This window comes from Acinetobacter sp. TY2, assembly GCF_046269225.1.
In the GTDB taxonomy this organism is placed as follows: domain Bacteria; phylum Pseudomonadota; class Gammaproteobacteria; order Pseudomonadales; family Moraxellaceae; genus Acinetobacter.
Genome location: NZ_JBJZOR010000005.1, coordinates 155,851 through 182,347, shown reverse-complemented (window position 1 = coordinate 182,347; position 26,497 = coordinate 155,851). Strand labels below are relative to the sequence as shown.

Genomic DNA, 26,497 nt, shown 5'->3' with positions numbered 1-26,497 from the left:
CTAAATACGAGCCTTCAGTTCATTAATTTAGCCTTTTTAAGGCTACTTTTGCATAGAAAATATTCTGGATAGGTTCTAATTAAGAATAATCAAATAAGTATTTCACCTGATGAAATAATGCAACGCGCATTATTTTGGGAAAACTATTTAGCAGACTTCCCAAAAAGCACTTGGCGGAATGATGCAAACTATTTATATCAAACCTATACTAGCTTGTTATTTAAAGGCTTGGATGACCAACCTGTTTCCACGAATTATGAAGACAAGTTAGATATCCAACCACAAACTTTAGTTGCCGTTGAACAACTTGCAGAACAACAAGGGCCACTTGCAGAAAAAGCACAACGTTTTTTAAAAATTGTTGATGCTAAACCCAAACAAAATCATGCTAATTTTATTCAGGCACGCTCTGTATCTACACGTCAAGTAGAACAACAAGTCAATCTGCAAGATCCGCTTCTCATCAACAATAGTGATCAATTAGATCAAAGTTTAGAGTTACATACAGTCAATTTAAAAACATTAAAAAAACGTGATTGTTTTAGTGATGCATTATGTCGTTAAAAATTTTTTGTACCCCTATCTCCGAATAAATCAAAAAGTTAATGCATTTACAACCATCTTCTAAAGTTAAATATTTTTCTTATTTGTATATCGGCACAGAATATCAGCAGTGCTTGTGCTACTATCTTTGCATCGCTTGACGGAGCGCGAGTAATCGCTCGCTGAGATCATCTAAAGCGTTTAATTCATTTTGGAATTAAGCACACCTTGAAGATGAGTACCGTTGAACCTGATCAGGTTAAGACCTGCGTAGGAATCAAGCCAATCTAAAAACTAAATGTTACGCATTTGACTATTTTGCAGTAGAAATACGCTTTTGCCATGCACGCCAGGATAAATCCCTCGTATCTCTGCATCGTACCCAAAAGTAAAATAGTCTAAAGCCTACTTGTTTTTGGTCGTGCTTGATTCGTTGATGTCATTCATAAGGATCATTGCAATGAACCAATTAACGAATCTATCTTCTCAAGACATTTCAGCTCAACATGAGCAAGATGCTAAAGATCTCACTCGTATTTTACCTGCATCCCGTAAAGTCTATATTCAAGGCTCACGCCCTGATATTCGTGTACCTATGCGTGAAATTGCCCTCACTGATACACCGACAGGCTTGGGTGGTGAAAACAATCTACCGATCATGGTCTATGACACATCAGGTGTTTATACCGACCTCAGCGTCCAGATTGATCTCAACAAAGGTTTGCCAAATATCCGTGAAACGTGGATTGCAGAACGAGAAGATACTGAACGCTTAGACACGCTGACATCTACTTTTGGTCAGGAACGTCTCAAAGATATTCGTACTGCTGAAATTCGTTTTGCGCATATTCAAAAACCACGCCGTGCCAAAACAGGCAAAAATGTATCGCAAATGCATTATGCAAAACAAGGTATCATCACCCCTGAAATGGAATATATCGCCATTCGTGAAAATCAGCGTCAGCATGAAGGTGCGGATATGCGCCAACATGTAGGGCAAAATTTCGGTGCGCATAACCTGATGGAAATTACGCCTGAATTTGTACGAAAAGAAGTGGCGGAAGGCCGTGCCATCATCCCTGCTAACATTAACCATCCTGAATGTGAACCAATGATCATTGGGCGTAATTTTCTAGTGAAAATCAATGCCAATATTGGTAACTCGGCACTTGGTTCAAGCATTGATGAAGAAGTGTCAAAAATGACATGGGCAACCCGCTGGGGCGCAGACACCATCATGGATTTGTCGACTGGTAAAAATATTCATGAAACCCGTGAATGGATTATCCGTAATTCCCCTGTACCGATTGGTACTGTTCCCATTTATCAGGCTTTAGAAAAAGTTGATGGTGTTGCAGAAGATTTAACTTGGGAAATCTTTAAAGATACTTTGATTGAACAAGCTGAACAAGGTGTGGATTATTTCACTATCCATGCAGGTGTGTTATTACGTTATGTACCGATGACAGCAAATCGTCTAACAGGCATCGTATCACGTGGCGGTTCTATCATGGCGCAGTGGTGTCTAGCGCATCATACAGAAAACTTTCTTTATACCCATTTCGATGAAATCTGTGAAATCATGCAAGCCTACGATATTTCATTTAGTCTAGGTGATGGCTTACGTCCAGGCTGTATTCAGGATGCCAATGATGAAGCGCAGTTTTCAGAACTTCGTACCTTAGGTGAACTCACGCACCGCGCATGGAAACATGATGTCCAAGTCATGATTGAAGGTCCAGGTCATGTGCCTATGCATATGATCAAAGAAAATATGGATTTACAGCTTGAAGTCTGTCAGGAAGCACCCTTCTACACCCTTGGTCCACTAACCACTGATATTGCACCAGGTTACGATCACATCACCTCTGCAATTGGTGCTGCGATGATTGGTTGGTATGGTACAGCGATGCTGTGCTACGTGACACCTAAAGAACATCTCGGCTTACCGAACAAGAAAGACGTTAAAGATGGCATTATCACCTATAAAATCGCAGCTCATGCAGCCGACCTTGCCAAAGGTCATCCAGGCGCTCAAGTGCGTGATAATGCTCTATCTAAAGCACGTTTTGAATTCCGTTGGGAAGATCAGTTTAATTTGAGTTTAGACCCAGATACCGCACGAAGTATGCATGATGAAACCATGCCGAAAGAAGCACATAAATCTGCACACTTCTGTTCGATGTGTGGTCCTAAATTTTGCTCGATGAAAATCACTCAAAACGTGCGAGATTATGCTAAAAACCTAGATAATAGTGCATCAATATCTGAAGATAAACATGATGTTGAATCAGGTCTCGAAGCTATGAAAACGGCTTATCATGATCAGGGGAAAAAGCTATACCACAAAATCTAATTTTTAAAAAAATGATTTGTCTTTAAGCATTTCTCAGTTAGGATGAAGTGAATATGTTTCATCCTGACTTTTAAATATGGATATTATTCAGCAAGCAACTTATCAACACACAGATGTTGAGATTCAATCTCGAGAATTTCTCTATCGAGGCTTTGTGCAGGTTGAAAAAGTCAGTTTACAACATCGTTTATTTAATCAAACCGATTATACCCCTGTTTTTCAACGTGAATTAATCTTACGTAAAGAAGCAGCAGGCGTATTAATCTATAATGATTTGCAGCAAAAATTTGCACTCATTGAACAGTTTCGTATTGGTGCAATGGACGATATAATATCGCCATGGCAACTTGAAATTATTGCGGGGGTACTTGACGGTGATGAAACACCTGAAAGTTGCATTCGTCGTGAAAGCCTAGAAGAATCGGGCTGTGAAATAAATCAATTACAAAAACTTTTCCGTTTTTATCCTTCTGCAGGGGCATGCAATGAAATTTTTCATTTGTATGTTGCAGAAGCTAAATTACCTGATCAGGGTGGCATTTTTGGCATGCCTGATGAAAGTGAAAATATAAAACTACATCTCCTTCCTTATTCAGCAATCGATGATCTATTGCAAGGAAGTCGTTTATGTAATGCACCCGTCATTATGGCGGTGCAATGGCTACAACAACATGTGGCAACATTAAAAAATGTCTAGGGGCAAGACATGGCTATACCATTACAACAAAATTTAAGTGATCAAATACACAGTAATAAAATTGTAATTCAAATTACAGATACACACTTGATGGAACATCCTGAACAGGAATTTATTCAAATTAATCCTGAACAAAATTTTCATGCCGTCATCAATGATCTATTACAACAGTATCCAAAAATTGATGCGATTGTCCATACTGGTGATTTAGCGCAAGTTGCCTCGCCTGCGACCTATCAACGTTATGTGAACTATATGGAAAAATTGGGCATCCCTTTTTTTCAAATTCCAGGTAATCATGACGATCTACGTTGTTTTCCGCTACATAACCCTCACCCTGAACCTACCGTGATTGAGTTAGGGCAATGGGCAATGATTTTGCTCAATAGTGCCGTTGCAGGAAAAACCGATGGTTGGATTCAGATGGAACAACTGCAATCTTTACAAACCCTGTTACACAAATATCAAGACAAAAAGATTATTTTGGCCTGTCATCATCATCCATTTGAAATGAAATCGCATTGGATTGATCAGCATAAGCTTAAAAATACAGTCGAATTTACCGATATTTTAAAACAATTTAATCATATTAAAGCTGTAATTTGCGGGCATGTGCATCAAGATTCAATCACTCTTTGGAACAATATTCAGTTCATTTCAACACCTGCAACTTGTATTCAATTCAAGCCTTTAAGTCATAATTTTGCCCTTGACCACATTGCACCTGGTTACCGCTGCTTACATTTAAAAGCCGATGGGCAACTGGAAACTATGGTACATAGACTCGAAAATTACAGCATTACAATAAATGAAGAAATTTCAGGTTATTAGCTTTTAATTTTGATGTTTTTCTATTAAGTTATTGCATCTGAAATGCGATGTAAAAAATCAAATCAAGAGATTGGTGGCTTTCATCTTGCTACAAAATTCTATATGATGATGCCCCCCGATAGCAGCAATCTATCGAGTGCGATAATAACACTTGCATATCACCATATTTTTTACGTATAGATAGTACGTATATGATGAGGAATGCCCTTTATGGCAAATGACAACCAAAATCAAACCCTGGATGATCAGGTTGATCTTGTAGATGAAAAATCTGTAAAACGTGTGCGTAAAGCTAAACCGAAGGCAGCTGAAGCAGGTACCACAGCAAGTCTGTTTGGTATTGAGCCTTATCAGCCTAAGAAAAATGAAGAATACATGTCTGAAGGTCAGCTTGAACACTTCCGCAAAATCCTCCTTGCATGGAAAGCGGAACTCATGTCTGAGGTTGATCGCACATTAAATACCATGCAGGACGAATCATCTTCTTTGCCGGACGTCAATGACCGTGCAACGCAAGAAGAAGAGTTTGCAATTGAATTACGTACTCGTGACCGTGAACGTAAATTGATTCGTAAAATTGAGCAATCAATTGAAGCAATCAAAAATGATGACTATGGTTTCTGTGAAACGTGTGGTATTGAAATCGGTCTACGTCGCTTAGAGGCTCGTCCTACTGCAACGTTATGTATCGACTGCAAAACACTCGCTGAAATCAAAGAGAAGCAAAATAACGGTTAATTCATGTTATTGAATAATCCTCCCCTGACTCCTCCTTTAAAAAAGCAGGGGGACAACAGGATGGCATATTCAGGTCGGTTTGCACCATCGCCAACCGGCCCTTTGCATTTTGGCTCACTCATCACTGCGGTTGCGAGTTATTGTGATGCCAAAGCACAACAGGGGCAATGGTTTGTACGTATTGAAGATACCGATATTCCACGAATCTATCCCGGCAGTGAAAATCACATTTTACAATGCTTGGAAGCGTTTCAGTTTGAGCCTGATGCCGAAATCATTTTTCAAAAAAATCGTCTCGATATTTATGAGCATGTCATTGAGCAATTGCATCAACAGCATTTAGTTTATGCCTGTCAATGCAAACGTAAAATACTTGGTTCTAATCATATTTATACGGGAACATGCAGAGATTTAGCTCTCCCCTTTAAAGATCAAGCTATTCGACTTAAAGTCAATGATCAGGTCATCTGTTTTGACGACTTATTACAGGGACAGCACTGTTCCAATTTACAAGCCGATTTAGGCGACTTTGTCCTGAAACGCAGAGATGGCATCATCAATTATCAACTTGCTGTTGTAGTCGATGATTTTTTACAAGGGATCACACATGTCATCCGAGGTTCAGATCTACTCGATAATACTGAACGGCAAATTTGGCTTGGACAGTGTTTAAACTACCCTAAATTACAGTATATGCATCTGCCTTTAGCCATGAATGCTCATGGAAGTAAGCTATCTAAACAAAACCATGCTGAAGCCCTCAATATTCAGCATGCCCCTCAAACGCTCGCTCAAGCACTCTCTGCGCTTGGACAACCTCCCGCAGACATCGATCAGCCCTATAAAATGCTCACTCAAGCCATTTCACAGTGGGATCGTAAACTCATTCCTAAAGGCACTGAAATGAACGGTATTTATCAATAAAAAAGCCATTTGAAAACAAATGGCTTTTTTACAACTTCATTTTAAAAATCACTTAAGATTAGAAATTAGATTCTTCTCGTGCAGGATTACTCTTCTGTGTTGTCGCATCAATCTTTAAAATCAGACTGATCATAACCGCACACATAATCAGTGACGAACCACCATAACTAATGAATGGTAAAGTCAAACCTTTAGTTGGTAGCATCCCCATGTTCATTCCTGCATTTACTAGAATCTGCAACAGAAAGATAATACTGATACCGTAAGCCAAATAGCCTGCACGTAAGTAATTATTTTTCAATGCGCGATGCCCAATACTGATACAGCACACCAGTAAGGTGAATGACAAGGCAAGCACAGTCGAAATACCAAAGAAGCCAAATTCTTCACCTAAAATTGCCAGCATGAAGTCAGTATGGGCTTCTGGTAAATACGACATTTTTTGAATACTATGCCCAAGCCCTACACCAAACCATTCACCACGTCCAAATGCCATAAGTGCATTGGATAACTGATAACCAGCACCTAATGGATCGGCCCATGGGTTTGAAAATGACATCAAGCGCTCAAAGCGATAAGGCTCAAAAACGATCAAACCAATAAAAGCAATTAAAATAGCACCAAATGCAAAACTAAATTGAATCATTGGCGCACCAGCGAGAAAGAACACACCTAGCATTGAGGCTGCAATCACCACTGTCGCACCTAAGTCTGGCTCAAGAATAATTAAACCAACAGTGAGCACCATCACAATACCAAGTCGTACAAGCCCTTTAATATTATTACGAACTTCTTCTGAACGACGTACCACATAGTCGGCGGTAAAAATAGTCATCACGACTTTTGCAACTTCCGTTGCCTGTAAAGTAAAACCACCAATACGAATCCAACGGGTTGAACCGTTGACTTCTGTACCAACCACCAAGACTGCACCAAGTAAAAGAATCGTTCCGATCCACAGCAGAAAGGTATTTTTAAACCAATACTCTAATGCCACCTTATAAGTGATGAATGCCGCAACAGCAGCAACAGCAATAGAAATAGCATGACGAATCACATAGTGAAATGGTGCTTCATGTGAACGTTCAGCATACGGCATAGAAGCAGATGCCACCATGACCGTACCAATACAGAGCAATGCCAGTACACAAAAAATTAAAGTATTTCTAACAGTAATTTCAGCAGGTATTTTAGGTGTAATCCGCTCATAAAGCTGATGCATTTTACTTATGGTTGCCTGAGCTAACCCAGCCATATTCTCTTCCTTATGATTCTTCTTGATTGAGTGCGTTTACATATTCAACAAAATGCTGACCACGTTGTGGATAGCCTGTAAACATATCAAAACTTGCACATGCTGGCGATAATAGCACCACATCATATGCATGCGTATGTTGCTGACTCAAATTAACGGCTTCTTGCAAAGATTCTGCATATAAAAGTGTGGTTGTCCCCTCAATTGCTTTTTCAATCACTGGACGATCTTCCCCAATTAACACCGCAACTTTGGCATATTTTTGTAATGAATCACGCAATGCTGTGAAATCTTGCCCTTTGCCTTGACCACCTAAAATGATCGCAACCTTCCCCCCTTTTGCTTCAATGGCAGCACCTAGACCATCAATTGCAGCAAGTGTTGCACCAATGTTTGTGCCTTTCGAATCATTGTAATAACGCACATTATTGAGCTCACGAACAAACTCACAGCGATGCTCAAGCCCTTTAAATGTTTTTAAAGTTTCTAACATGATATCCATTGGTAAATTAATGGCTTCACCCAAAGCTAAACACGCCAAAGCATTGGCAACATTATGCGTACCTTGAATGTACATCTCTGCACTATTTAATAAACGCTCACGACCTCGCGCAAGCCAAATGTTGCCATTGTCTTCACGAAGGATGCCATATTGATTCAAATCAGGTGCATTTAAACCGAAACTTTGCATAGGTGTGACATCGGGAACCAATGGACGAGTCAGTGAATCATCGCGGTTAAACACGACTTTTTTCACGCCTTGGAAAATACGATGCTTCGCTGTGTGATACGCAAACATATCACCATGACGATCTAAGTGATCTTCACTAATATTCAATACAACAGCGACTTCTGCATTTAAATTGGATGTCGTTTCAAGCTGAAAACTCGATAATTCTAGAATATACAGATCAGGATCATCTTTGGTTAAGTCCAAAGCTGGTCGTCCTAGATTACCTCCAACAGCAACTTTTACACCCGCATTCTTCGCCATCAAACCAATCAATGTGGTCACGGTACTTTTTGCATTTGAACCTGTGATCGCCATAATAGGCTTCTCAGTTGCACGGCGTAAAATTTGAATTTCACTAACAACAGGGATCCCTTGGGCAATCGCTGCCTGAATTTCAGGAAGCTTCGGATCAAGCCCTGGACTAATTACAATTTCTTCAGCTTGTAATAATAGCTCTTGATCCAACTGTCCAAAACTCGTTTGTACTTCTGTTGGAATTTGATCATGTCCCGGTGGTAGCGCACGCGAATCCGTCACAGCAACGCGGTAGCCTTTTTCATGCAAAAAATTTACTGCCGAAACACCTGAAATCCCAAGCCCAGCCACAACCTTTAAACCACCACGTTGTATCAACATTTTTGCTCACCAGCATTTAAATTTTAAAACTTGCAAAATGTTAGCACTTTGGCGATTTGATTGCCTTTTCTGTTTTCACTTTCTCACTCATTTTTTGTGTCCGTGCGTAAATATTCTGTCATCTCTATTTGAGATCATGTTTAAAAAAATGGATCACCTATTATTCAGCCATAAAAAAAGCCACCCTCTTTTGAGAATGGCTTCATTGATTTATTTAAATGAATCTATCGAAAGCAATTTGAATCCTATTTCCATTTAACCGCTTGTATTTCTATTTTTTTAGATGGTGCTGAATCGGTTGAACATCCACAACCACCGCCACAACCTGCAACCATTGCAGGTTGTAACCATTTTGCGAGTTTCGTCCAACCCTGTGCCTGACAAAGTTGCGAAAGCTTCATAAAAACCGTATATGCCGATTTTGGGAATACTTTTTTAAATACAAAAATCGTACTCCAAATCACCAATGCTGTAATAATCAATAATTCAATCATTTCAAACTCCTTCGCTACGTCTTCAGACCATTAGCCAAAATAGTGTGTCGCAATTTGATAGGTCAAATATGCCATCAAATATGCAAGACCAAATAAATATGCTGTCATCACTGCAACAGTTTTCCACGAACCTGTTTCACGTTTTACCGTTGCCAAAGTTGCTAAGCAGTGTGGCGCATAAATAAACCAAACCAAGAGTGACAAACCTGTCGCAAGCGACCAACTCAGATCACCATGACTGATTAATTGTGATAAACCTTGTGATACTGCATCTTCATCTGTCGCAGACAAGGCATAAACAACACCGAGTGATGCAACAAGAACTTCACGAGCAGCCATTGCCGGAATTAAAGCGATACAAATTTGCCAATTAAAACCAAGGGGTGCAAAAATTGGTTGCATCAAATGACCCAACATCCCAGCAAATGAATAATCAATTGCGGGTAATGTGCCCCCTTCAGGCGGTTGTGGGAATGTGCACAAAAACCAAAGCAAAATAGACAACGCAAAGATGATACCACCCACACGTTTTAAGAAAATTTTGGCACGATCCAATAATCCAATCCAAACGCTTTTTACATCAGGAATACGGTAACTTGGCAATTCCATAAGTAACGCATGTTCTGATTTATCTTTTTGGAAGAATTTCAATACCGTTGCAACAATCAACGCACTGACAATACCTGACATATACAAAGCAAAGAGTACCAAACCTTGTAGATTAAACATGCCCCAAACAGTTGTGCTTGGAATGAATGCAGCGATTAATAAGGCATATACCGGTAAGCGTGCCGAGCAAGTCATTAGTGGTGCAACAAAAATCGTGGTTAAACGATCTCGTGGATCACTAATACTTCGTGTCGCCATAATGCCAGGAACAGCACAAGCAAAACTTGAGAGTAATGGAATAAATGCTCGACCACTTAGACCTGCTTTAAACATCAATTTATCGAGCAAGAATGCTGCACGAGGTAAATAGCCTGATTCTTCTAAAACCAATATAAAGAAAAACAGAATTAGAATCTGCGGTAGGAAGACAACAACGCCCCCTGCACCTGCAATCACACCATCCACAACCAAACTATTTAGCATTGGATGAGCAATAAATGAACCGACAAATTCACCAAGCCATGCAAATGTATCTTCAATTAAGGTCATGACAGGTTCAGCCCAAGCAAATACGGCTTGGAAAACCACAAACATCATCACTGCAAGGCTAAGCAACCCTAAGACTGGATGTAAGAAAATTTTATCGAGAAAATCTGTACGTTTATCTTCTTCGTCAGCAAAGTTGACCACATCTTTTAAAATCTGTTCAACTTTTTCATGATTTGTTCCTGACAGATGAACATCGCTCAACTCCGTATCTTGTGTACGGAATTTCTTTTGATCAAGTGCATTCATCAGGTTTTCAATACCTGAATTACGTACTGCAACCGTTTCAATCACAGGTACACCCAAACGTTGTGAGAGTTTCTGTGTGTTGATTTGCATACCACGGCGACGTGCTTCATCCATCATGTTAAGCACAAGTAAAATCGGTTTACCTTGTGCAATCACTTCGAGGACTAGACCCAAATGCAATTTTAAATTGGTTGCATCGACAATACACAAGAATGCATCTTGTTCCAGCTCTTCTGCAATTTTACCCATGACTACATCACGGGTAATTTCTTCATCTGGACTTGTTGCATTAAGACTATATGTTCCCGGCAAATCTAAGACACGAACACCTTGCCCTGAAGGCAATGTAAAGGTCCCGACTTTACGTTCGACCGTAACGCCTGCATAGTTGGCAACTTTTTGACGTGTCCCTGTCAAATGGTTGAATAGTGATGTTTTACCGCAGTTCGGATTTCCTACCAAAGCAATACGTAAAGCTTCGCTCATGTAGGTACTCCTGTTGATGCATCTGCAATTTCGATTTTTTCCGCCTCAACTTTACGTAAAGCAAAACGTGTAAAACCAACTTGAATTAAAATTGGGTCACCACCAAAGATACCTTTAGTGATGACTTGCACTCGTGTACCAGGAACAAAACCTAATGTTTCCAAACGACTCGCGACCATATCAGGACGCTGTGTTTCTGTGTTTTCGACTCGAGCGACCTTGGTAATCACAGCCGAGTGCTTTACCTTTAATTCTGACAAACGCACGGTAAATAACCCTAAAATCAATGTATATCTACCGTTTAGTATACATACAAATGAGAATAATTACCAAATCATGTTTGATAATAATTCTCATTTATTTTGTGATTCGACATCTTGTAAATTTTGCTCTACATTGCTGTAAAAGGATTGTTTTTATCACTATGCTCAATAAAAAGCCTCGCATCCCCACTGCTGTTCAAATCCCTGTTAATTATGATTTTTTACAAGGTTTCCGTGATGATTTAATTGCTCAATCCGTCAGTCCACATACTCGAAATGCTTATTTATCTGATCTCATTAACTGTGCAGATCTTTTAGTTCAGCCCATGCCTAATTGGAGTCATGATGATATTTCTGATGTATTGATTGCGTTAACAAAGCAAGGAAAAAGCCCTCGTTCAATTGCACGAGCATTATCTGCATTACGTTCATTTTTTAAATTTTTACGTGAACAACATTTCCGCTCAGATAATCCTGTCAGCGCACATAAAACGCCAAAATTAGGACGCTCATTGCCAAAGGATTTGTCAGAAGAAGATGTTGATGCGCTCATTCAAGCACCCGATTTAAATACGGCACTAGGGCTGCGTGATCGCGCCATGCTCGAAGTTTTGTATGCCTGTGGTTTACGTGTGACAGAACTGCTCAATTTACGTTTAGAACTGATTAATCTCAAACAAGGCTATTTACGCATTGTTGGTAAAGGCAATAAAGAACGCCTTGTACCTATGGGTGAGGTTGCTTGTGAATGGATTGAAAAATATTTAATAGATTCACGTCCTCAATTATATAAATCAGCAACGGATTATTTATTTTTGACTCAACATGGCGGCATTATGAGTCGGCAGAATTTTTGGTACGCCATTAAACGCTATGCACTCCAAGCAGGTATACAATCGGATTTATCTCCGCATACGTTACGTCATGCCTTTGCAACACACCTGCTCAATCACGGTGCTGACTTACGTGTCGTCCAAATGCTTCTTGGTCATAGTGATTTATCAACCACTCAAATTTATACGCATGTTGCACAAGTCCGTATGCAACAGCTTCATGCACAACATCATCCTCGTGCATAAACTAAAACTTTGATTTTTTGTGGAAAACTGATTTATATCGCCAAATTTCACCACTTAATCAAGTTTTAACAAAGTCTAGGCAATTTTTTGCTATGCTGATTGTCTAAAATGAATTTCCACGCAGAACAACATAAAGAGTTATTTATGCCATTTACCCGTTCAAAATTAATGCTTGCTTGTACACTTGCAACTGGATTGCTTTTTTCAGGATGTTCAAACTCAAAAGAGAGCAAAAACGATGATGGAACATTGACGGCAACTGCACCTGCAACAGGTGAAGCATCCAATTTGAGCGAGCGTAATGCGAAAGAACGTTTAATTCAGACTCTACAAGGTCATTTTAAAAAAGCCAACATCAATGCAAAAATTACCGACATTAAACAGACTGAAGTGCCAAATTTATATTGGGTTAGCATGGAAGGCATGTCATCAGTATATGCAACCAGCGATGGCAAATATATTATTCAGGGCGATGTCATTCGTTTAGGCGGAACTGAACTCAGTAGTATCAGTGACAAATTGCAGTCGACTGAAAATAAAAAGCACTTTGAAAATTTGAAAAAAGAAGATTTATTGGTTTACCCTGCACAAGGTAAAACAAAACATGTGATCTATGTCTTTACTGATGCAAGCTGTCCGTATTGTCATAAGCTGCATGAGCATATTCCTGAAATTACCGCTCAAGGTATTGAAATCCGATATATCGCATGGCCTCGTGGTGATCAGTTCATGCCTGCAATGGAAAGCATTTGGTGTAGTAAAGACCGTGCCGCAGCATTTGATCAAGCGATTGCTGGCGTACAGCTTCCTCCTGCAAGCTGTAAAAATCCTGTCCGTGATATGTATCAGCTCGGTCTGAATATGGGCGTGAACGGCACACCTGCAATTTACAATTCAGAAGGTGAATATTTGGGGGGTTACATGACCGCAGATGAAATTTCAAAGCGTTTAAATAAATAATTTTTATCAGTAAATTTACTATTATTTATAGCTAAAACAGCAATACATATAAAGATGCGTCAGGCTCTAGAGTCTGGCGCATTTTTTAGCTATGATCTAAGCTTAATACAATTTAAATGCATAATGGAGTGTGACGTGAAACCTGTGCGTCTGGCAATACTCGGTCTTGGTACCGTAGGCGGTGGTGCCCTTAAACTATTACAAGAAAACGCTGCTGAAATTAGACGTCGAACTGGTCGAGAAATTGAAATTACCCACGTGGGTACTCGTCGTCCACGCCCCGATTTAAATTTACCAGCAAGCATTAAGCAAAGTGCTGATCTGCTCGACATTGTTCGTCAACCTGATGTAGATGTTGTGGTTGAGGTGATGGGTGGTATTCATCCTGCTTATGAAGTCATGATGGAAGCCATCAAACATGGCAAACATATTGTGACTGCAAATAAAGCCTTACTTGCAGAACATGGCAATGAATTGTTTAAAGCGGCTGAAGATCACCATGTTCAAGTCGCATATGAAGCTGCGGTTGCTGGTGGTATTCCAATTATTAAAGTGATTCGTGAAGGTTTGGCTGCAAATAAAATTGAATGGCTTGCAGGCATTATCAATGGTACGGGTAACTTTATCCTCACAGAAATGAGCGAAAAAGGTCGTGCCTTTGATGACGTACTCAAAGAAGCGCAAGAACTTGGTTATGCAGAAGCAGATCCAACGTTTGACGTAGAAGGTATTGATGCTGCACACAAGTTAACGATTTTGGCATCATGTGCATTTGGTATTCCGCTACAGTTTGACAAGGTCTATACCGAAGGTATCACCAAAATCACAGCACAAGATGTCAAATATGCTGAAGAACTTGGCTATAAAATTAAACACTTAGGTATTGCTCGCCGTTCAGCAAAAGGCATTGAACTTCGTGTACATCCAACTTTAATTCCTGATGAAGAACTCATTGCAAATGTAAATGGCGTGAAAAATGCTGTTCTTGTTCAAGCCAATGCAGTGGGTCCAACATTGTACTACGGCGCAGGTGCTGGTGCAGGTCCAACAGCCTCTGCTGTGGTTGCCGATGTTGTCGATATTGTTCGTGACATTATTTACACAGAAGATGGTGCAGGTACTATTCCACAGCTTGCCTTTGAAGCACTTTCAGACTTGCCAATTTTAAGCAGTGATGAAATGACGACAGGTTATTATCTGCGTATCAATGCTGAAGATCAAACGGGTGTACTTGCTGATGTCACCACAATTTTGAGCCGTTTAGGCATTGGAATTGATGCGATTATGCAACAGCCACGCTTAAAAGATTTGATTCCTATTGTGATCCTCACTGATCCAATTCAAGAATCGAAAATGAATGAAGCAATTGCTAAAATTCAGGCTTTATCTTTCGTTCATGGCGAAGCTGTACGAATTCGTTTAGAATTGCTTGATAACTAATCGGGTTGGGGGTAGTCATGCCCTCTACCAGCTCTACTCATAAATTTGGAACACCACCATGTCTACTGCAAATCGCTATACAGGACTTGTTGATCGCTATCGTGACCGCTTACCCGTTTCTGCAACAACCCCTGCAATCTCTCTCGGTGAAGGTAATACGCCTCTCATTAAACTTGCAAATATTCCTCGTTTAATTGGTAAGAATGTCGAAATTTATGTGAAGTACGAAGGTTTAAACCCGACTGGTTCATTTAAAGACCGTGGTATGACCATGGCTGTAACAAAGGCTGTTGAAGAAGGCTCTAAAGCAATTATCTGTGCATCTACAGGCAATACTTCTGCTGCGGCTGCGGCTTATGCTGCTCGTGCCGGTATCAAAGCATTCGTTTTAATCCCTGAAGGCAAAATTGCCATGGGTAAAATGGCACAAGCGATGATGTATGGTGCTATTACTATGCAAATTCGTGGTAACTTCGATGACGGTATGCGCCTTGTTAAAGAAGTTGCAGACCAAGCGCCTGTAACGATTGTAAACTCAATTAATCCGTACCGTTTACAAGGTCAAAAGACCATTGCATACGAAATCGTAGATGAACTTGGTCGTGCACCTGATTATCACTGCTTACCTGTAGGTAATGCAGGAAATATCACTGCACACTGGATGGGTTATACCGAAGCTGTAGCAAACCAACCTGTAGGCGAGTTTGAGCAAGTTATTTATGACGCTACAACTGATGCCTTCACAGGTCCTAAACCTGAAGGCTTACCAACAATGGTAGGTTACCAAGCTTCAGGTGCAGCTCCATTCTTACGTGGCGCTCCGGTAGAAAATCCTGAAACAATTGCAACTGCAATTCGTATTGGTAATCCACAGAGTTGGAACCATGCGAAAGCTGTTGTACGAGACTCAAAGGGTTGGTTTGATGAACTAACTGATGCTGAAATCTTAGATGCTCAACGTATGCTTTCTATGTATGAAGGTGTATTTGTAGAGCCAGCTTCTGCTGCATCGATTGGTGGTGCAATCCGTGACCTTAAAGCAGGTAAAATTCCTGAAGGTTCAGTCATTGTATGTACTGTAACAGGTAATGGCTTAAAAGATCCTGATACTGCAATCAAACAATGTTCTGATGCAGTCATGTTGTCTATTGATGCCACTATGGATCAAGTACGTGATTCAATTCTTTCAAATATGTAAAATTTGAACGTATAAAAAACCTGCCAAGCGCAGGTTTTTTTATTTTTTAAATTCAAAATAATAATACGACATCCGTTTTAATCCCAATAAAATAAAAAATGCTTCTCAAAAGAAGCATTTTTTGATTACACAATTTATTTCAATAAGATCAAATAAATTAAATACGTTTTGGTAAATTACTTACCCAATTCATTAGATTAGTTGCATCATTAGTACGTGCTTGAGATGTACTTGCTCCAAGTAACACAACAACAGCAGGACGGCTATTCACAGTAGTATGCATCACCACACAACGCCCTGCTTCATTGATATAACCTGTTTTTGAAATATTGATATTCCAGCCACCGTTACGTACTAATGCATTGGTGTTATTAGATTTCAATACACGATAACCTAAATTGAAGTCATAATGCGCTGTAGTGGAAAATTGACGGATCAAACCATATTGTGATGCTGCACTGACCAAAATACCTAAATCACGTGCTGATGCGATATTACGTACATCTAAACCTGTAGATTCAACATAGTGCGTTGAATTCATACCTAACTGACGTGCTTTGGCATTCATTGCTGCAACAAATGCAGTACGACCACCTGGATATGTACGTGCTAAAGCAGCGGCTGCAGGATTTTCCGATTTCATGAGTGCCACAAGTAACATTTCAGCACGATTCATAGTATCGCCCGCTTTCAACGTTGAACTTGAGTTTTTACCGCCCGCACCTGCAAAATCAATCTGTTGCAAAGTAATATCTTCAGACATATTTAAACGTGCATCAGAGGTTACAACGGCTGTCATCAACTTAGTAATCGATGCAATTGGTAAGGCTGTATTGGTATTTTTACTATAGAGCACTTCACCTGTATTCGCATCCATCACCAATGCAGCTCGTGAATTTACAGATGGCTGATTACTATAACTATTTGTATCTGAAATATAAATAGATTTTGGTGTAGTACTACTTACTGTATTACGATTGGTTGTATTCGCTGTATTCGACGTACGCAATGTTGTCGTAATAGTGGTTGAGCCTTGTGGAGATGGTTCATCATCATCCAAAGAGTCATTGTTTAATAGTTGGCTTGCATCTGATGAAGACCAACTGATAGAAGCCTGACTGCTACTCCCAGAAGGATTCATGACTAGATCTGCAAAACTCGTTGAACTTAGACCAAAGAGTACTGATAGGCTCAATACACTCATCAATGTTTTTTTAGATTTTTTCACGGTTACCTACTCATTTCGGGAGGTGTTCAGCAATCTTGCTTCTTACCTCGAATATGACTTACATTTACACACTGTCGCGAATAATATAAATTTACGAAATTGTGCATGATGATTCTATAAGGATTATGGATAGCATTGCCAATTTTGTTGTGACATTGCAAGTGAATTTTGCTTTATGTAACAAAAAACATGATATTAAAATCATTAATAGAGGTGATATGTGATTACAGTTCTCGTCGTTGATGACCATGAATTAGTGCGTACAGGGATCTGTCGCATGTTAGAAGATCAAGTCGATGTACAAGTGATTGGTCAAGCTGAATCTGGCGAAGAAGCGATTGCCTTAGTACGCCAACATCACCCCAATGTCGTTTTGCTTGATGTTAACATGCCCGGTATTGGTGGTGTAGAAACGACTCGTCGCTTACTCCAAACTGCACCAGAAACCAAAGTACTTGCTGTCAGTGGACTTGCTGAAGAGCCTTATCCATCCTTATTATTAAAAGCAGGTGCTCGAGGCTATATTACCAAAGGCGCACCTATTACAGAAATGTTACGTGCCATTAAAAAAGTTATGCAAGGCGGTAAATATTTCAGTGCCGATATTGCAGAACAATTGGCAAGTTCATATCTCTCCGACACACAAACCTCACCTTTCGATGCATTATCTGAACGAGAAATGCAAGTGGCAATGATGGTAGTAAATTGTATTAGCGCACAAGAAATTTCCGATAAACTTTTTGTCAGTGTCAAAACCGTCAATACTTATCGTTATCGAATTTTTGAAAAATTGACAATCGATAGCGATGTAAAACTGACGCATCTTGCTATTCGTTACGGTTTAATTAAACCTTAAATCTAACTTTCTTTAATTGATTTGATTAAAAATCCGAGCATCGTTATGACTCCATCGGTATCCGTTTCTATGTCTCAGACGATGTACCGACTTGGATCGTCATATACGGGCTATCGGCTGATTACATCTGCAAGCCTGATTCTGATTTTTTTACTTACGTTAAATAATCAAACACTGCACTATGAATCGCCTGGACTGTATTTATATTCACTGATTATTTACGCCATTTTAAGTGCCGCACAATTGGCCTTATTAAAATTTTTCCCTCGTGCTATCTCAACACAATTGATTGCTATTTTTGCGATTGATGTCATTTTTTTAAGCACTTTGACCTTTGCCTTAGGCGGACCTAATGTTTCTATTGGTCTACTGTTTGTAATTACGGTCTTTGCATCTAATTTTTTACTGACACGCAATAAAGCTTTACTCATAACACTTTCTGCCGTCATTGCAGTAGTTTATCAACAATTTTTTGGTAGCTATTTTGATTATTCCAATTTAAATAATATCGGCAATAGTGTTTTCCTCGCTTTTTTGTTTTTTGTCGTCCATGCCATTGGGCAGATTGCCATTCGTCGCTTTCAAGTACTTGAATCACTTAACAGCCATCAATCAATTGAATTATTCAAATTACAAAATATTAACCGCTACATTTTAGAGCAAATTGAAGTTGGTTATTTGGTCTTAGATGAGCAATGTAAAATTCTAGTCAGTAACCCTGCGGCTTGTTCATTACTTGGAATTTCATCACTTTATGCACATCAGCAGTATCATTTAGCAAACTTCCAACCCGATCTTTTTGAAAATCTCAGAGACGCAACGTTAAGAGATGGTGAACGCTTTCAATTCCAATCAAAGCAATCTTCTTATACCGTTGATATTCGTGTGCAAAAACTGATTGTGCCTCATCAGGCTTTAACCTTACTTGTTCTTGAAGATGCACAAAAACTCAATCAAAATGTACAACAACTTAAACTTGCAGCATTAGGTCAACTCTCAGCGAGTATTGCTCATGAAATTCGCAATCCCCTAGCGGCCATTGCACAAGCCAATGAGTTAAACCAAGATAGCGATGAAGAACAAAAAATCATGCTCAATCAAATGATTGCTAAACAAACACAACGTATTGATAAAATTATTAAAGATACATTGGATATGGCAAGAAATAAAAAAACCAAAACGAGCCTCATTGATGTCCAAATTTTTATTGAAGATTTACTCCAACACGATTTACATGATGCTCAAACGCAAATTGAACTGCAGCTAAAATCAAACTATGAAATTTACTTTGATGAATCACAATTACGTCAAATTTTGGTCAATCTCATACGTAATGCCTTAAGACATAATCCAGAATATGCAAATGCTATTCAACTCAATATCCATGCCCAAGAAAATATGTTATTTTTTGATGTGATCGATTTCGGTCATGGCATCGCAAAACAAGATTTATCGCAACTTTTTCAACCGTTTTTCAGTACCGAAATCAATGGAACTGGTTTAGGATTATATCTATCACACAGTCTATGTGAAGCCAATCAGGCAAAACTAGTCTATGTAGAGCAAAAACAACAAGGGGCATGCTTTCGAATTGAATGCCCACTCACACATTAAATTAGGTTTTTTGGGGATATGACAACAAAGCAATCTTTGGTCTTATTGGTCGATGATGAACCTGACCTATGTACACTCATGCAAATGACTCTCTCACGCATGGGCATAAAAACGCATATTGCACATCATCTACAACAAGCACGCTATTTTTTTACAGAGTATAAATATGATGCCTGTATTACCGACTTAAACTTACCTGATGGTAGTGGTTTAGATTTAGTTCGTCATGTCTCTGAACATTATCCAAAAACCCCAATTGCCGTACTCACCGCTTATGGCAATATGGAAATTGCGATTTCTGCACTTAAAGCAGGTGCTTTTGATTTTGTCAGTAAACCCATTAATCAAATGCATTTGAATCAATTAATGCAAAAGGCACTGCATGTGCCACAAGCCGATGCTGAAGTAAATTTACAACTCGAACATCGTATGCTAATTGGTGATTCTGATCTTATTCAGAAACTTCGTGAAGCCATTAAAAAAATTGCTCGCTCACAAGCACCAGTATTCATTACGGGGGAATCAGGCACAGGCAAAGAAGTTGTTGCCAATCTTATCCACCAACTCAGTAATCGTAGTGATTGTCCTTTTGTCGCAATTAATTGTGGCGCGATTTCAGATGAGCTAATCGAAAGTGAATTGTTTGGGCACATTAAAGGTTGTTTTTCAGGTGCAACCCAAGACAAACAGGGGCTGATTCAAGCATCCAATGGCGGTAGTCTATTTTTAGATGAAATTGCCGAGTTAAGTATGGCAACCCAAGTCAAGCTATTGCGTGCCGTACAAGAAAAGAAAATTCGTCCTTTAGGCAGTGATAAAGAGATTGAAGTCGATTTTCGTATTATTAGTGCGAGCCATCAGGACTTAGAGCGCTTAGTTGAACAAGGTAAATTCCGTCAGGATTTATTTTTCCGTATTCATGTCATGGATATCGTTTTACCCCCATTACGTGATCATAAAAGTGATATTCCTGCGCTTGCAGCACATTTTATAGCGCAAATTTGCCGTGAATGGGGAATTCCAAATAAAAAACTCACCGAAAAAGCACTCAATTTTTTAATACAACAGCAGTATCCTGGTAATGTCCGTGAACTACGTAATATTGTGGAACGTGCCATTACACTGAGCGATGATGATCGGATTGACTTACAGCACTTACAATCTGCACCTATGCGTGTTTTACAGAAAACAGAACCGAATAACACCACAGCCAGCAACGAGGCTGTAACGCCTATTTCAACCGTAGATAAAGCTAAAAGTGATGCCTTACAAATTCCTGAGGAAGGTTTAGAACAGTTCCTTGAAAATGTTGAAAAGGAAGTTCTGCTCAATGCTTTGAATCAAACCCATTGGAACCGCACACTTGCTGCGAAGAAACTCGGCATGACCTTCCGTTCACTGCGTTATCGATTGAAAAAGTTTGGACTCGATACTGATGATGACTAAAACGAAAGTCATATGAATAAAAAAATGAGGATAATCATCCTCATTTTTTATTTAACTTTATATAAATTAAAGCTATTTATGCTTGATCAACATCTCTGCAACATTATTCAAATAAGTATCTTCTTTCATATCTAAAGGCCATGCATATTCTTGATTGGGACGAATCCCTTGACCATCAATCATGCTTTCCTTTGGGGTGAAATAATGCGATACCGTCATTTGTAGAGCCGCACCATTGGCAAGTGGAAAGAGCTTTTGTACGACACCTTTCCCATAACTTTTTTCACCTAAGACCCATGCACGCTGATGCTCTTTCAATGCAGCTGTGAACACTTCGGCTGCCGAAGCTGAACGCCCATTGATAAGGATACCAAGTTTTAAATTCTGAAATTCATTGCCCGGCAATGCCTGAAATTGTTGATCACCTTCTGAGCGACTTTTAGTCGAAACAATCACGCCTTGATTTAAAAATAAATCTGCTGTTTCAACAGAAGATGACAACAATCCTCCTGGATTATTGCGTAAATCAATCAGTACCGCTTTTAATTTACTTGGATTATTTTCTTCAATTAAACGCTTAATTTCATTGGCTGTATCTTGTTGAAAAACTCGTACATGCAAAACAAGGACTTGGTTATGCAATAGCGTGGCTTCAATATCAGCCACATCCATTTTTTTATTTCGCACAATGCTCATTACAGGACTATTGGCATTGAGCTGTAATTGTAAAGTCGAACCTATTGAGCCATGTAATAAATCTTCAACTTGTTCTCTGTTCAGATTTTTGAGTTCCTGATTATCGAGTTTAAAAATGGTAAAACCATTTTTTAGACCCAATTTATAAGAGTCTGAATTTACAGTTAAATTTTTGATTTGCCACTGACGATTGTGATTATCATAGTTCAATTCAAAATCGACTGTCGCCAAATCACTTTCAGTATATTGAACCAGTTGTTTATATTCTTCAGGACTTAAATAACGTGAATATCGATCTAAGCCACCAACCAAACCTTTGATCGCTTGTAAAAATAAAGCATCATCCGATTTTTCAGTGACATAGTTTTGTTTGACTGTGCCATAAATTTGCACAAATTGTTCAATGGACTCTACTGGAACTTCGGCAATGCTCTGCTCCGGATCATCCATTTCTAAAGAATCATCATATTCCGCTGCATAAAGTGAATGACTTGCACTCATCAATAAACCTGTTAAAACCGTAATGTATTTCCAGTTCCGTAGCATTCATTCACCCGATGCATTGAATATCAATATTATTTTAATGTAATGAGATTACGACCTTTCATATCACTCGGTACAGGTAACTGCATCAAACTCAATAGGGTCGGTGCAACATCGGCAAGAACACCACCGTCGGCAATGGTTGCAGCCGTTGGGCCAACATAGATAAAGGGTACAAGTTCCGTGGTATGCTGGGTATGTACTTGACCACTCACGTAATCTTGCATTTGTTCAACATTACCATGATCGGCAGTAATCAGCATATGCCCTTTCCGCGCCATTACAGCTTCATACAAACGACCTAAACAAGTATCGACTGTTTCAACCGCTTTAACCGCAGCATCAAACACACCAGTATGCCCAACCATATCACCATTGGCATAGTTCACTACCAACAAATCGAACTCGCCTGAATTGACCGCAGCAACCAATTCGTCAGTGACTTCTATGGCACTCATTTCTGGTTTTAGATCATATGTAGCAACATTTGGCGATGGAATCAAAATACGTTTTTCACCCGGATACTCATCTTCACGACCACCGCTAAAGAAGAATGTAACGTGTGCATATTTTTCAGTTTCGGCAATACGCAGTTGAGTTTTACCTAAACTTGATAGATATTCACCAATCGAGTTTTTAAGTGCATCTGGCATATAAGCCACAGGTGCATCAATGCTTGCTTGATAGCGTGTCAACATGACAAATTTAGAAAGTTTTGGCACAACTTTACGTTCAAAATTAGCAAAGTCTTTTTCTACAAATGCTTTGGTAATTTCACGTGCACGGTCGGCACGGAAGTTCATAAAGACAATGCTGTCGCCATCAGATACTTTCGCAACATCACCAATACGAGTTGCTTTGACAAATTCGTCATTTTCCCCTGCCGCATAAGCAAGTTCTAAACCTTCTGTTGCAGTGGTTGCAATACGTACTGCTTCGCCTTCAGTCATTAAACGATAAGCTTGCTCAACACGATCCCAACGGTTGTCACGATCCATTGCAAAATAACGACCAATCATGGTCGCAATCCGCCCTTGATTTGGATATTTAGCAAAGACAGCATCTAATTTTTGTAATGATGGCTGTGCGCTACGTGGTGGTGTATCTCGACCATCAAGGAAAGCATGTAAATACACGGTTGCTCCACGCTTTAGTGCAAGCTCTACCATCGCAACAATATGATCTTCATGAGAGTGTACACCGCCTTGAGACAACAAGCCCATGATGTGCACTGCACCATTTGCTGCTTTGGCTTTTTCAACAGCATCGATAAGGACTTCGTGCTCGAAAAAATCACCTGTACGAATATCTTTGGTAATACGTGTGAAATCTTGATACAACACACGACCTGCACCCAAGTTCATGTGACCCACTTCAGAGTTGCCCATTTGACCATCAGGCAAACCCACATCTTCACCTGAACCTGAAATCAAACTATGCGGATGCTTATCCTGCATCATGGTTAGATTTGGCGTTTTTGCTGCTAAAAACGCATTATCTTCGACCGCTTCACGATGACCCACACCATCCATAATCACTAGAACGTGCGGGATTTTGCCAGCAGTTGCATCCGTCATAATTTTCACTCTTTAATGTTTACAAGTTAATCATTCTATCTTACCGAATTTCCCAGTAAGACTCTATGTTCTCTCAATGTTTGCTTCATGGAAATCCTGAATCACGTAGATCAGGATTTCATATTACTTAAGTTATAAATAAATCTAGTTTTAAAGATCATTAAGCCAAACAAAATATTTTAAGTGCTTAGCGCGCACGATGTAGCAAATAACTTCCAACCACGAACATGATTCCAATTGGTAAGAATACAAACCATGCAGGAGACGGTGAATATACCAAACTCGCATAGCCCAAGAAGTCTTGTAGATAGAAAAATCCTAAACCGACAAAGAGTGCAATCACCAAACGGAAACCCATCGATTGTTGGCGCAAAGGTCCAAAAATAAATGAACATGCAATCAATACCAACATCAGCAATGCTAAAGGTGAACCCACTTTTTGCCAAAATGCCAATTGATAGGTTTTCGGTACTTGGCTATATTCATGCATATATTTCATGAAGCTTACCAACTGACTTGGTGCTAAATCTTCAGGATCAATGGTCACCATATGTACATATTTCGGTTGCAATGCCAAAGCTAAAGCTTGTTGATCTGCATGATTTAAAACCGCACTACCATTGGGCTGTAAAATCATTTGATCTGAATTTTTCAGAATCCACTGGCCATCTTTAACAAACTGCCCTTGTTCCGCATTTACAACATTTTCAAGACGATAATCGTGATCAAAATCGACTACTTGAACTTGTTTGAGTTCACCTTGTGAGTTGGCATAGTCAATGTATATGAAACGCTGACCTTCTCGTGTCCAATAACCTTTTACTTCACCTAATGCTGCAACACTACGATGACTCTTAGCACTTTTTGCTTGCTCATTGGTATATGGAACAATCCATTCGCTTAGTACAAAAGAGAGTAAAACCAAGACCAATGCAGAACGCATCACCCAACCGACAATACGCCACAAGCTAATACCTGCGGCACGCATCACAATCAGTTCACTACTCGATGCCATGGTGCCTAAACCAAGTACTGCACCAATGAGCGCTGAAATTGGTAAAATTTCATAGAGATAACGTGGCGCACCCCACATCACAAATTTAAATGCATCCCAAGCGCTATAAGTATCATTCAGATCGCCTAATTCAGCCAAATAGGTAAAGAGTACTTGAAGTACAGACAACACTGCTGTTGCACCTAGCATGGCAAGTAAGGTCGTTTTGGTAACGTGTTTTGCGACAATTCGACGTGCTAACATTATGATCTCACTCGCTGAATTTGTTTTTTCAACTTCGGTGCTAGTTTTTGTTTACGTGCAAAAAGTGCCGCTGCAATAGCATACACCGCCAAAACTGCAGGATATGCCCAAATACCCATTTCATCTTTACTAATACGGGTTTTCACTGCCATCAATGCCACAATCAAACTTGCAAAGATCAATAGGGATGGAAACAGTTTTAAGTAACGCCCCTGACGTGGGCTCACTTCACACAGTGCAATTGCCAACATTAATGCCACAACGACACTAAATGGCACAAAAATACGCCATCCTAGTTCGCTCGCAACCACAGGATCTTCACGAGTTTGCCACAACTTACCAAATGACAAAGCTTCTACATCACTACTTTCAAATTTAGCTTCTTTATTATTTTCTAAACGTAAACGATAAGACTGAAATTCTGCCTGAGAATACTGCGGTGTACCTGGATAAATCTCATAACGACGCCCTTGCAATAGGTCAACCACACTTGCAGTATCATTATCCATTTGCACACGAGTAGCTTCTTTTGCCAAGATCATCACATCAGGTTTACCTTCTTGGGTCGCACGCTGATAGAAGAAAATATCTTTCAAATTCTTACGATCTTCGGACAATGCACCCGCATAAATGGTATATGCACCCGAAGAAATAAACTCTTTAGGACGTACCAAATCAAAACCTGTCCGTACCGCTTGTGTTGTTGTCAATTGATCAAATTGACGAATACCCCACGGCGACATCCACACCATTAAGATAGTCTGTACAGCCATATACACCACGGTCAATGGAATCAGTAAACGCCCGAGTTGAATCCGACTTATGCCACTGCCGTTTAATACCGCCATTTCATGGTCAACGTACAAACGTCCAAAAACCAACATCAACCCAATAAAAAAACCAAGCGGTAAAATGAGGGTTAAAAATTCAGGTAAACGATATCCGATGATGCTGAATAAAATACTCGCATCAAGACGCCCTTGTGCCGCTACACCAAAATATTTGATCAAACGCCCGCCCATCATAATCAGGGTGAGGAGTGAAATGACAACCAGCGAGGTCGACATCACTTGCTTGACGAGATAACGTCTTATAATCAAAGTAATCTTCCAGAATCGGATTAATCGGAACGAAAATCACTGCCCATCAATTTAATTTGGCAGGATCAATAGTTTACCCGAATGTTAAAAATATAAAACCATATTGAAATTCTACCATTGACAGTGGTTCAATGGTTTAATG

Annotated in this window: 23 protein-coding genes and 1 riboswitch; of the genes, 13 read left to right on the top strand and 10 right to left on the bottom strand. The window is 39.6% G+C overall.

Features of this window, described 5'->3' with window-relative positions:
* Window positions 1–117: 117 nt before the first annotated feature.
* The 6 genes from ACK1JC_RS04970 (at window position 118) to gluQRS (ending at window position 6,089) form a co-directional block, all read left to right on the top strand.
* Window positions 118–564: a hypothetical protein gene (locus ACK1JC_RS04970; RefSeq protein ID WP_409510756.1), complete on the top strand. Its 447-nt coding sequence runs from the start codon at window positions 118–120 to the stop codon at window positions 562–564.
* Window positions 565–694: 130 nt separating this feature from the next.
* Window positions 695–837: riboswitch (TPP riboswitch) on the top strand.
* Window positions 838–1,003: 166 nt separating this feature from the next.
* Window positions 1,004–2,899, top strand: coding sequence for a phosphomethylpyrimidine synthase ThiC (gene thiC / locus ACK1JC_RS04965; protein WP_409510755.1), 1,896 nt, complete (start codon window positions 1,004–1,006; stop codon window positions 2,897–2,899).
* A 76-nt stretch (window positions 2,900–2,975) separates the two neighbouring features.
* Window positions 2,976–3,596, top strand: coding sequence for an NUDIX domain-containing protein (locus tag ACK1JC_RS04960; protein ID WP_409510754.1), 621 nt, complete (start codon window positions 2,976–2,978; stop codon window positions 3,594–3,596).
* A 9-nt stretch (window positions 3,597–3,605) separates the two neighbouring features.
* Window positions 3,606–4,427, top strand: coding sequence for a 3',5'-cyclic-AMP phosphodiesterase (gene cpdA / locus ACK1JC_RS04955; protein ID WP_409510753.1), 822 nt, complete (start codon window positions 3,606–3,608; stop codon window positions 4,425–4,427).
* A gap of 210 nt (window positions 4,428–4,637) precedes the next feature.
* Complete coding sequence (gene dksA, locus ACK1JC_RS04950) at window positions 4,638–5,165, top strand: RNA polymerase-binding protein DksA (protein WP_409510752.1); 528 nt, start codon at window positions 4,638–4,640, stop codon at window positions 5,163–5,165.
* Between the two features lie 3 nt (window positions 5,166–5,168).
* Window positions 5,169–6,089, top strand: a complete 921-nt coding sequence (gluQRS, locus tag ACK1JC_RS04945; RefSeq protein WP_409510751.1) for a tRNA glutamyl-Q(34) synthetase GluQRS — start codon at window positions 5,169–5,171, stop codon at window positions 6,087–6,089.
* Window positions 6,090–6,147: 58 nt separating this feature from the next.
* Here gluQRS and ftsW read toward each other — a convergent pair whose 3' ends face one another.
* The 5 genes from ftsW to ACK1JC_RS04920 form a co-directional block, all read right to left on the bottom strand.
* Window positions 6,148–7,344, bottom strand: a complete 1,197-nt coding sequence (gene ftsW, locus ACK1JC_RS04940) for a putative lipid II flippase FtsW (RefSeq protein ID WP_409510750.1) — start codon at window positions 7,342–7,344, stop codon at window positions 6,148–6,150.
* 10 nt (window positions 7,345–7,354) lie between these two features.
* A complete protein-coding gene (gene murD, locus ACK1JC_RS04935; protein WP_409510749.1) occupies window positions 7,355–8,713 on the bottom strand; it encodes a UDP-N-acetylmuramoyl-L-alanine--D-glutamate ligase in 1,359 nt (452 codons plus the stop codon).
* 245 nt (window positions 8,714–8,958) lie between these two features.
* Complete coding sequence (locus tag ACK1JC_RS04930) at window positions 8,959–9,207, bottom strand: DUF6587 family protein (RefSeq protein ID WP_409510748.1); 249 nt, start codon at window positions 9,205–9,207, stop codon at window positions 8,959–8,961.
* A gap of 30 nt (window positions 9,208–9,237) precedes the next feature.
* Complete coding sequence (locus ACK1JC_RS04925) at window positions 9,238–11,097, bottom strand: ferrous iron transporter B (protein ID WP_409510747.1); 1,860 nt, start codon at window positions 11,095–11,097, stop codon at window positions 9,238–9,240.
* Window positions 11,094–11,363: a ferrous iron transport protein A gene (locus ACK1JC_RS04920; protein WP_409510746.1), complete on the bottom strand. Its 270-nt coding sequence runs from the start codon at window positions 11,361–11,363 to the stop codon at window positions 11,094–11,096. Before ACK1JC_RS04920 ends, ACK1JC_RS04925 begins: the two co-directional genes overlap by 4 nt.
* A 158-nt stretch (window positions 11,364–11,521) precedes the next feature.
* Here ACK1JC_RS04920 and xerD point away from each other — a divergent pair, with 158 nt between their 5' ends.
* The 4 genes from xerD to thrC all read left to right on the top strand — a co-directional run bounded on the left by xerD (window position 11,522) and on the right by thrC (window position 16,037).
* Complete coding sequence (xerD, locus tag ACK1JC_RS04915) at window positions 11,522–12,439, top strand: site-specific tyrosine recombinase XerD (protein ID WP_409510745.1); 918 nt, start codon at window positions 11,522–11,524, stop codon at window positions 12,437–12,439.
* A gap of 144 nt (window positions 12,440–12,583) precedes the next feature.
* Window positions 12,584–13,399: a DsbC family protein gene (locus ACK1JC_RS04910; protein WP_409510761.1), complete on the top strand. Its 816-nt coding sequence runs from the start codon at window positions 12,584–12,586 to the stop codon at window positions 13,397–13,399.
* Window positions 13,400–13,534: 135 nt separating this feature from the next.
* Window positions 13,535–14,839: a homoserine dehydrogenase gene (locus tag ACK1JC_RS04905; protein WP_409510744.1), complete on the top strand. Its 1,305-nt coding sequence runs from the start codon at window positions 13,535–13,537 to the stop codon at window positions 14,837–14,839.
* A gap of 58 nt (window positions 14,840–14,897) precedes the next feature.
* Window positions 14,898–16,037: a threonine synthase gene (gene thrC / locus ACK1JC_RS04900; protein ID WP_409510743.1), complete on the top strand. Its 1,140-nt coding sequence runs from the start codon at window positions 14,898–14,900 to the stop codon at window positions 16,035–16,037.
* Window positions 16,038–16,194: 157 nt separating this feature from the next.
* Here the strand turns inward: thrC and pbpG are convergent, their stop codons facing one another.
* Window positions 16,195–17,265 (bottom strand): D-alanyl-D-alanine endopeptidase PBP7/8, encoded by a 1,071-nt coding sequence (gene pbpG / locus ACK1JC_RS04895; protein WP_409510742.1) that lies wholly within the window; start codon window positions 17,263–17,265, stop codon window positions 16,195–16,197.
* A gap of 220 nt (window positions 17,266–17,485) precedes the next feature.
* Here pbpG and ACK1JC_RS04890 point away from each other — a divergent pair, with 220 nt between their 5' ends.
* The 3 genes from ACK1JC_RS04890 to ACK1JC_RS04880 are packed head-to-tail and all read left to right on the top strand — an operon-like array spanning window position 17,486 to window position 21,181.
* Window positions 17,486–18,121 carry a response regulator gene (locus ACK1JC_RS04890; protein ID WP_409510741.1) on the top strand — a complete coding sequence of 212 codons (636 nt, stop codon included), beginning with the start codon at window positions 17,486–17,488 and terminating at the stop codon, window positions 18,119–18,121.
* 45 nt (window positions 18,122–18,166) lie between these two features.
* Complete coding sequence (locus tag ACK1JC_RS04885) at window positions 18,167–19,735, top strand: sensor histidine kinase (RefSeq protein ID WP_409510740.1); 1,569 nt, start codon at window positions 18,167–18,169, stop codon at window positions 19,733–19,735.
* Window positions 19,736–19,753: 18 nt separating this feature from the next.
* A complete protein-coding gene (locus ACK1JC_RS04880) occupies window positions 19,754–21,181 on the top strand; it encodes a sigma-54-dependent transcriptional regulator (protein ID WP_409510739.1) in 1,428 nt (475 codons plus the stop codon).
* A gap of 72 nt (window positions 21,182–21,253) precedes the next feature.
* On the opposite strand, the gene ACK1JC_RS04875 is transcribed toward ACK1JC_RS04880, so the two are convergent.
* The 4 genes from ACK1JC_RS04875 to lptF form a co-directional block, all read right to left on the bottom strand.
* Window positions 21,254–22,423, bottom strand: a complete 1,170-nt coding sequence (locus ACK1JC_RS04875) for a S41 family peptidase (protein WP_409510738.1) — start codon at window positions 22,421–22,423, stop codon at window positions 21,254–21,256.
* Window positions 22,424–22,452: 29 nt separating this feature from the next.
* Window positions 22,453–23,997 (bottom strand): 2,3-bisphosphoglycerate-independent phosphoglycerate mutase, encoded by a 1,545-nt coding sequence (gene gpmI, locus ACK1JC_RS04870; RefSeq protein WP_409510737.1) that lies wholly within the window; start codon window positions 23,995–23,997, stop codon window positions 22,453–22,455.
* 187 nt (window positions 23,998–24,184) lie between these two features.
* Window positions 24,185–25,255, bottom strand: a complete 1,071-nt coding sequence (gene lptG / locus ACK1JC_RS04865) for an LPS export ABC transporter permease LptG (protein WP_409510736.1) — start codon at window positions 25,253–25,255, stop codon at window positions 24,185–24,187.
* Entirely contained in the window at window positions 25,255–26,355 is a 1,101-nt protein-coding gene (gene lptF, locus ACK1JC_RS04860; protein ID WP_409510735.1) for an LPS export ABC transporter permease LptF, read from the bottom strand. The genes lptG and lptF overlap by 1 nt, the downstream gene beginning before the upstream one ends.
* Window positions 26,356–26,497: the final 142 nt, after the last annotated feature.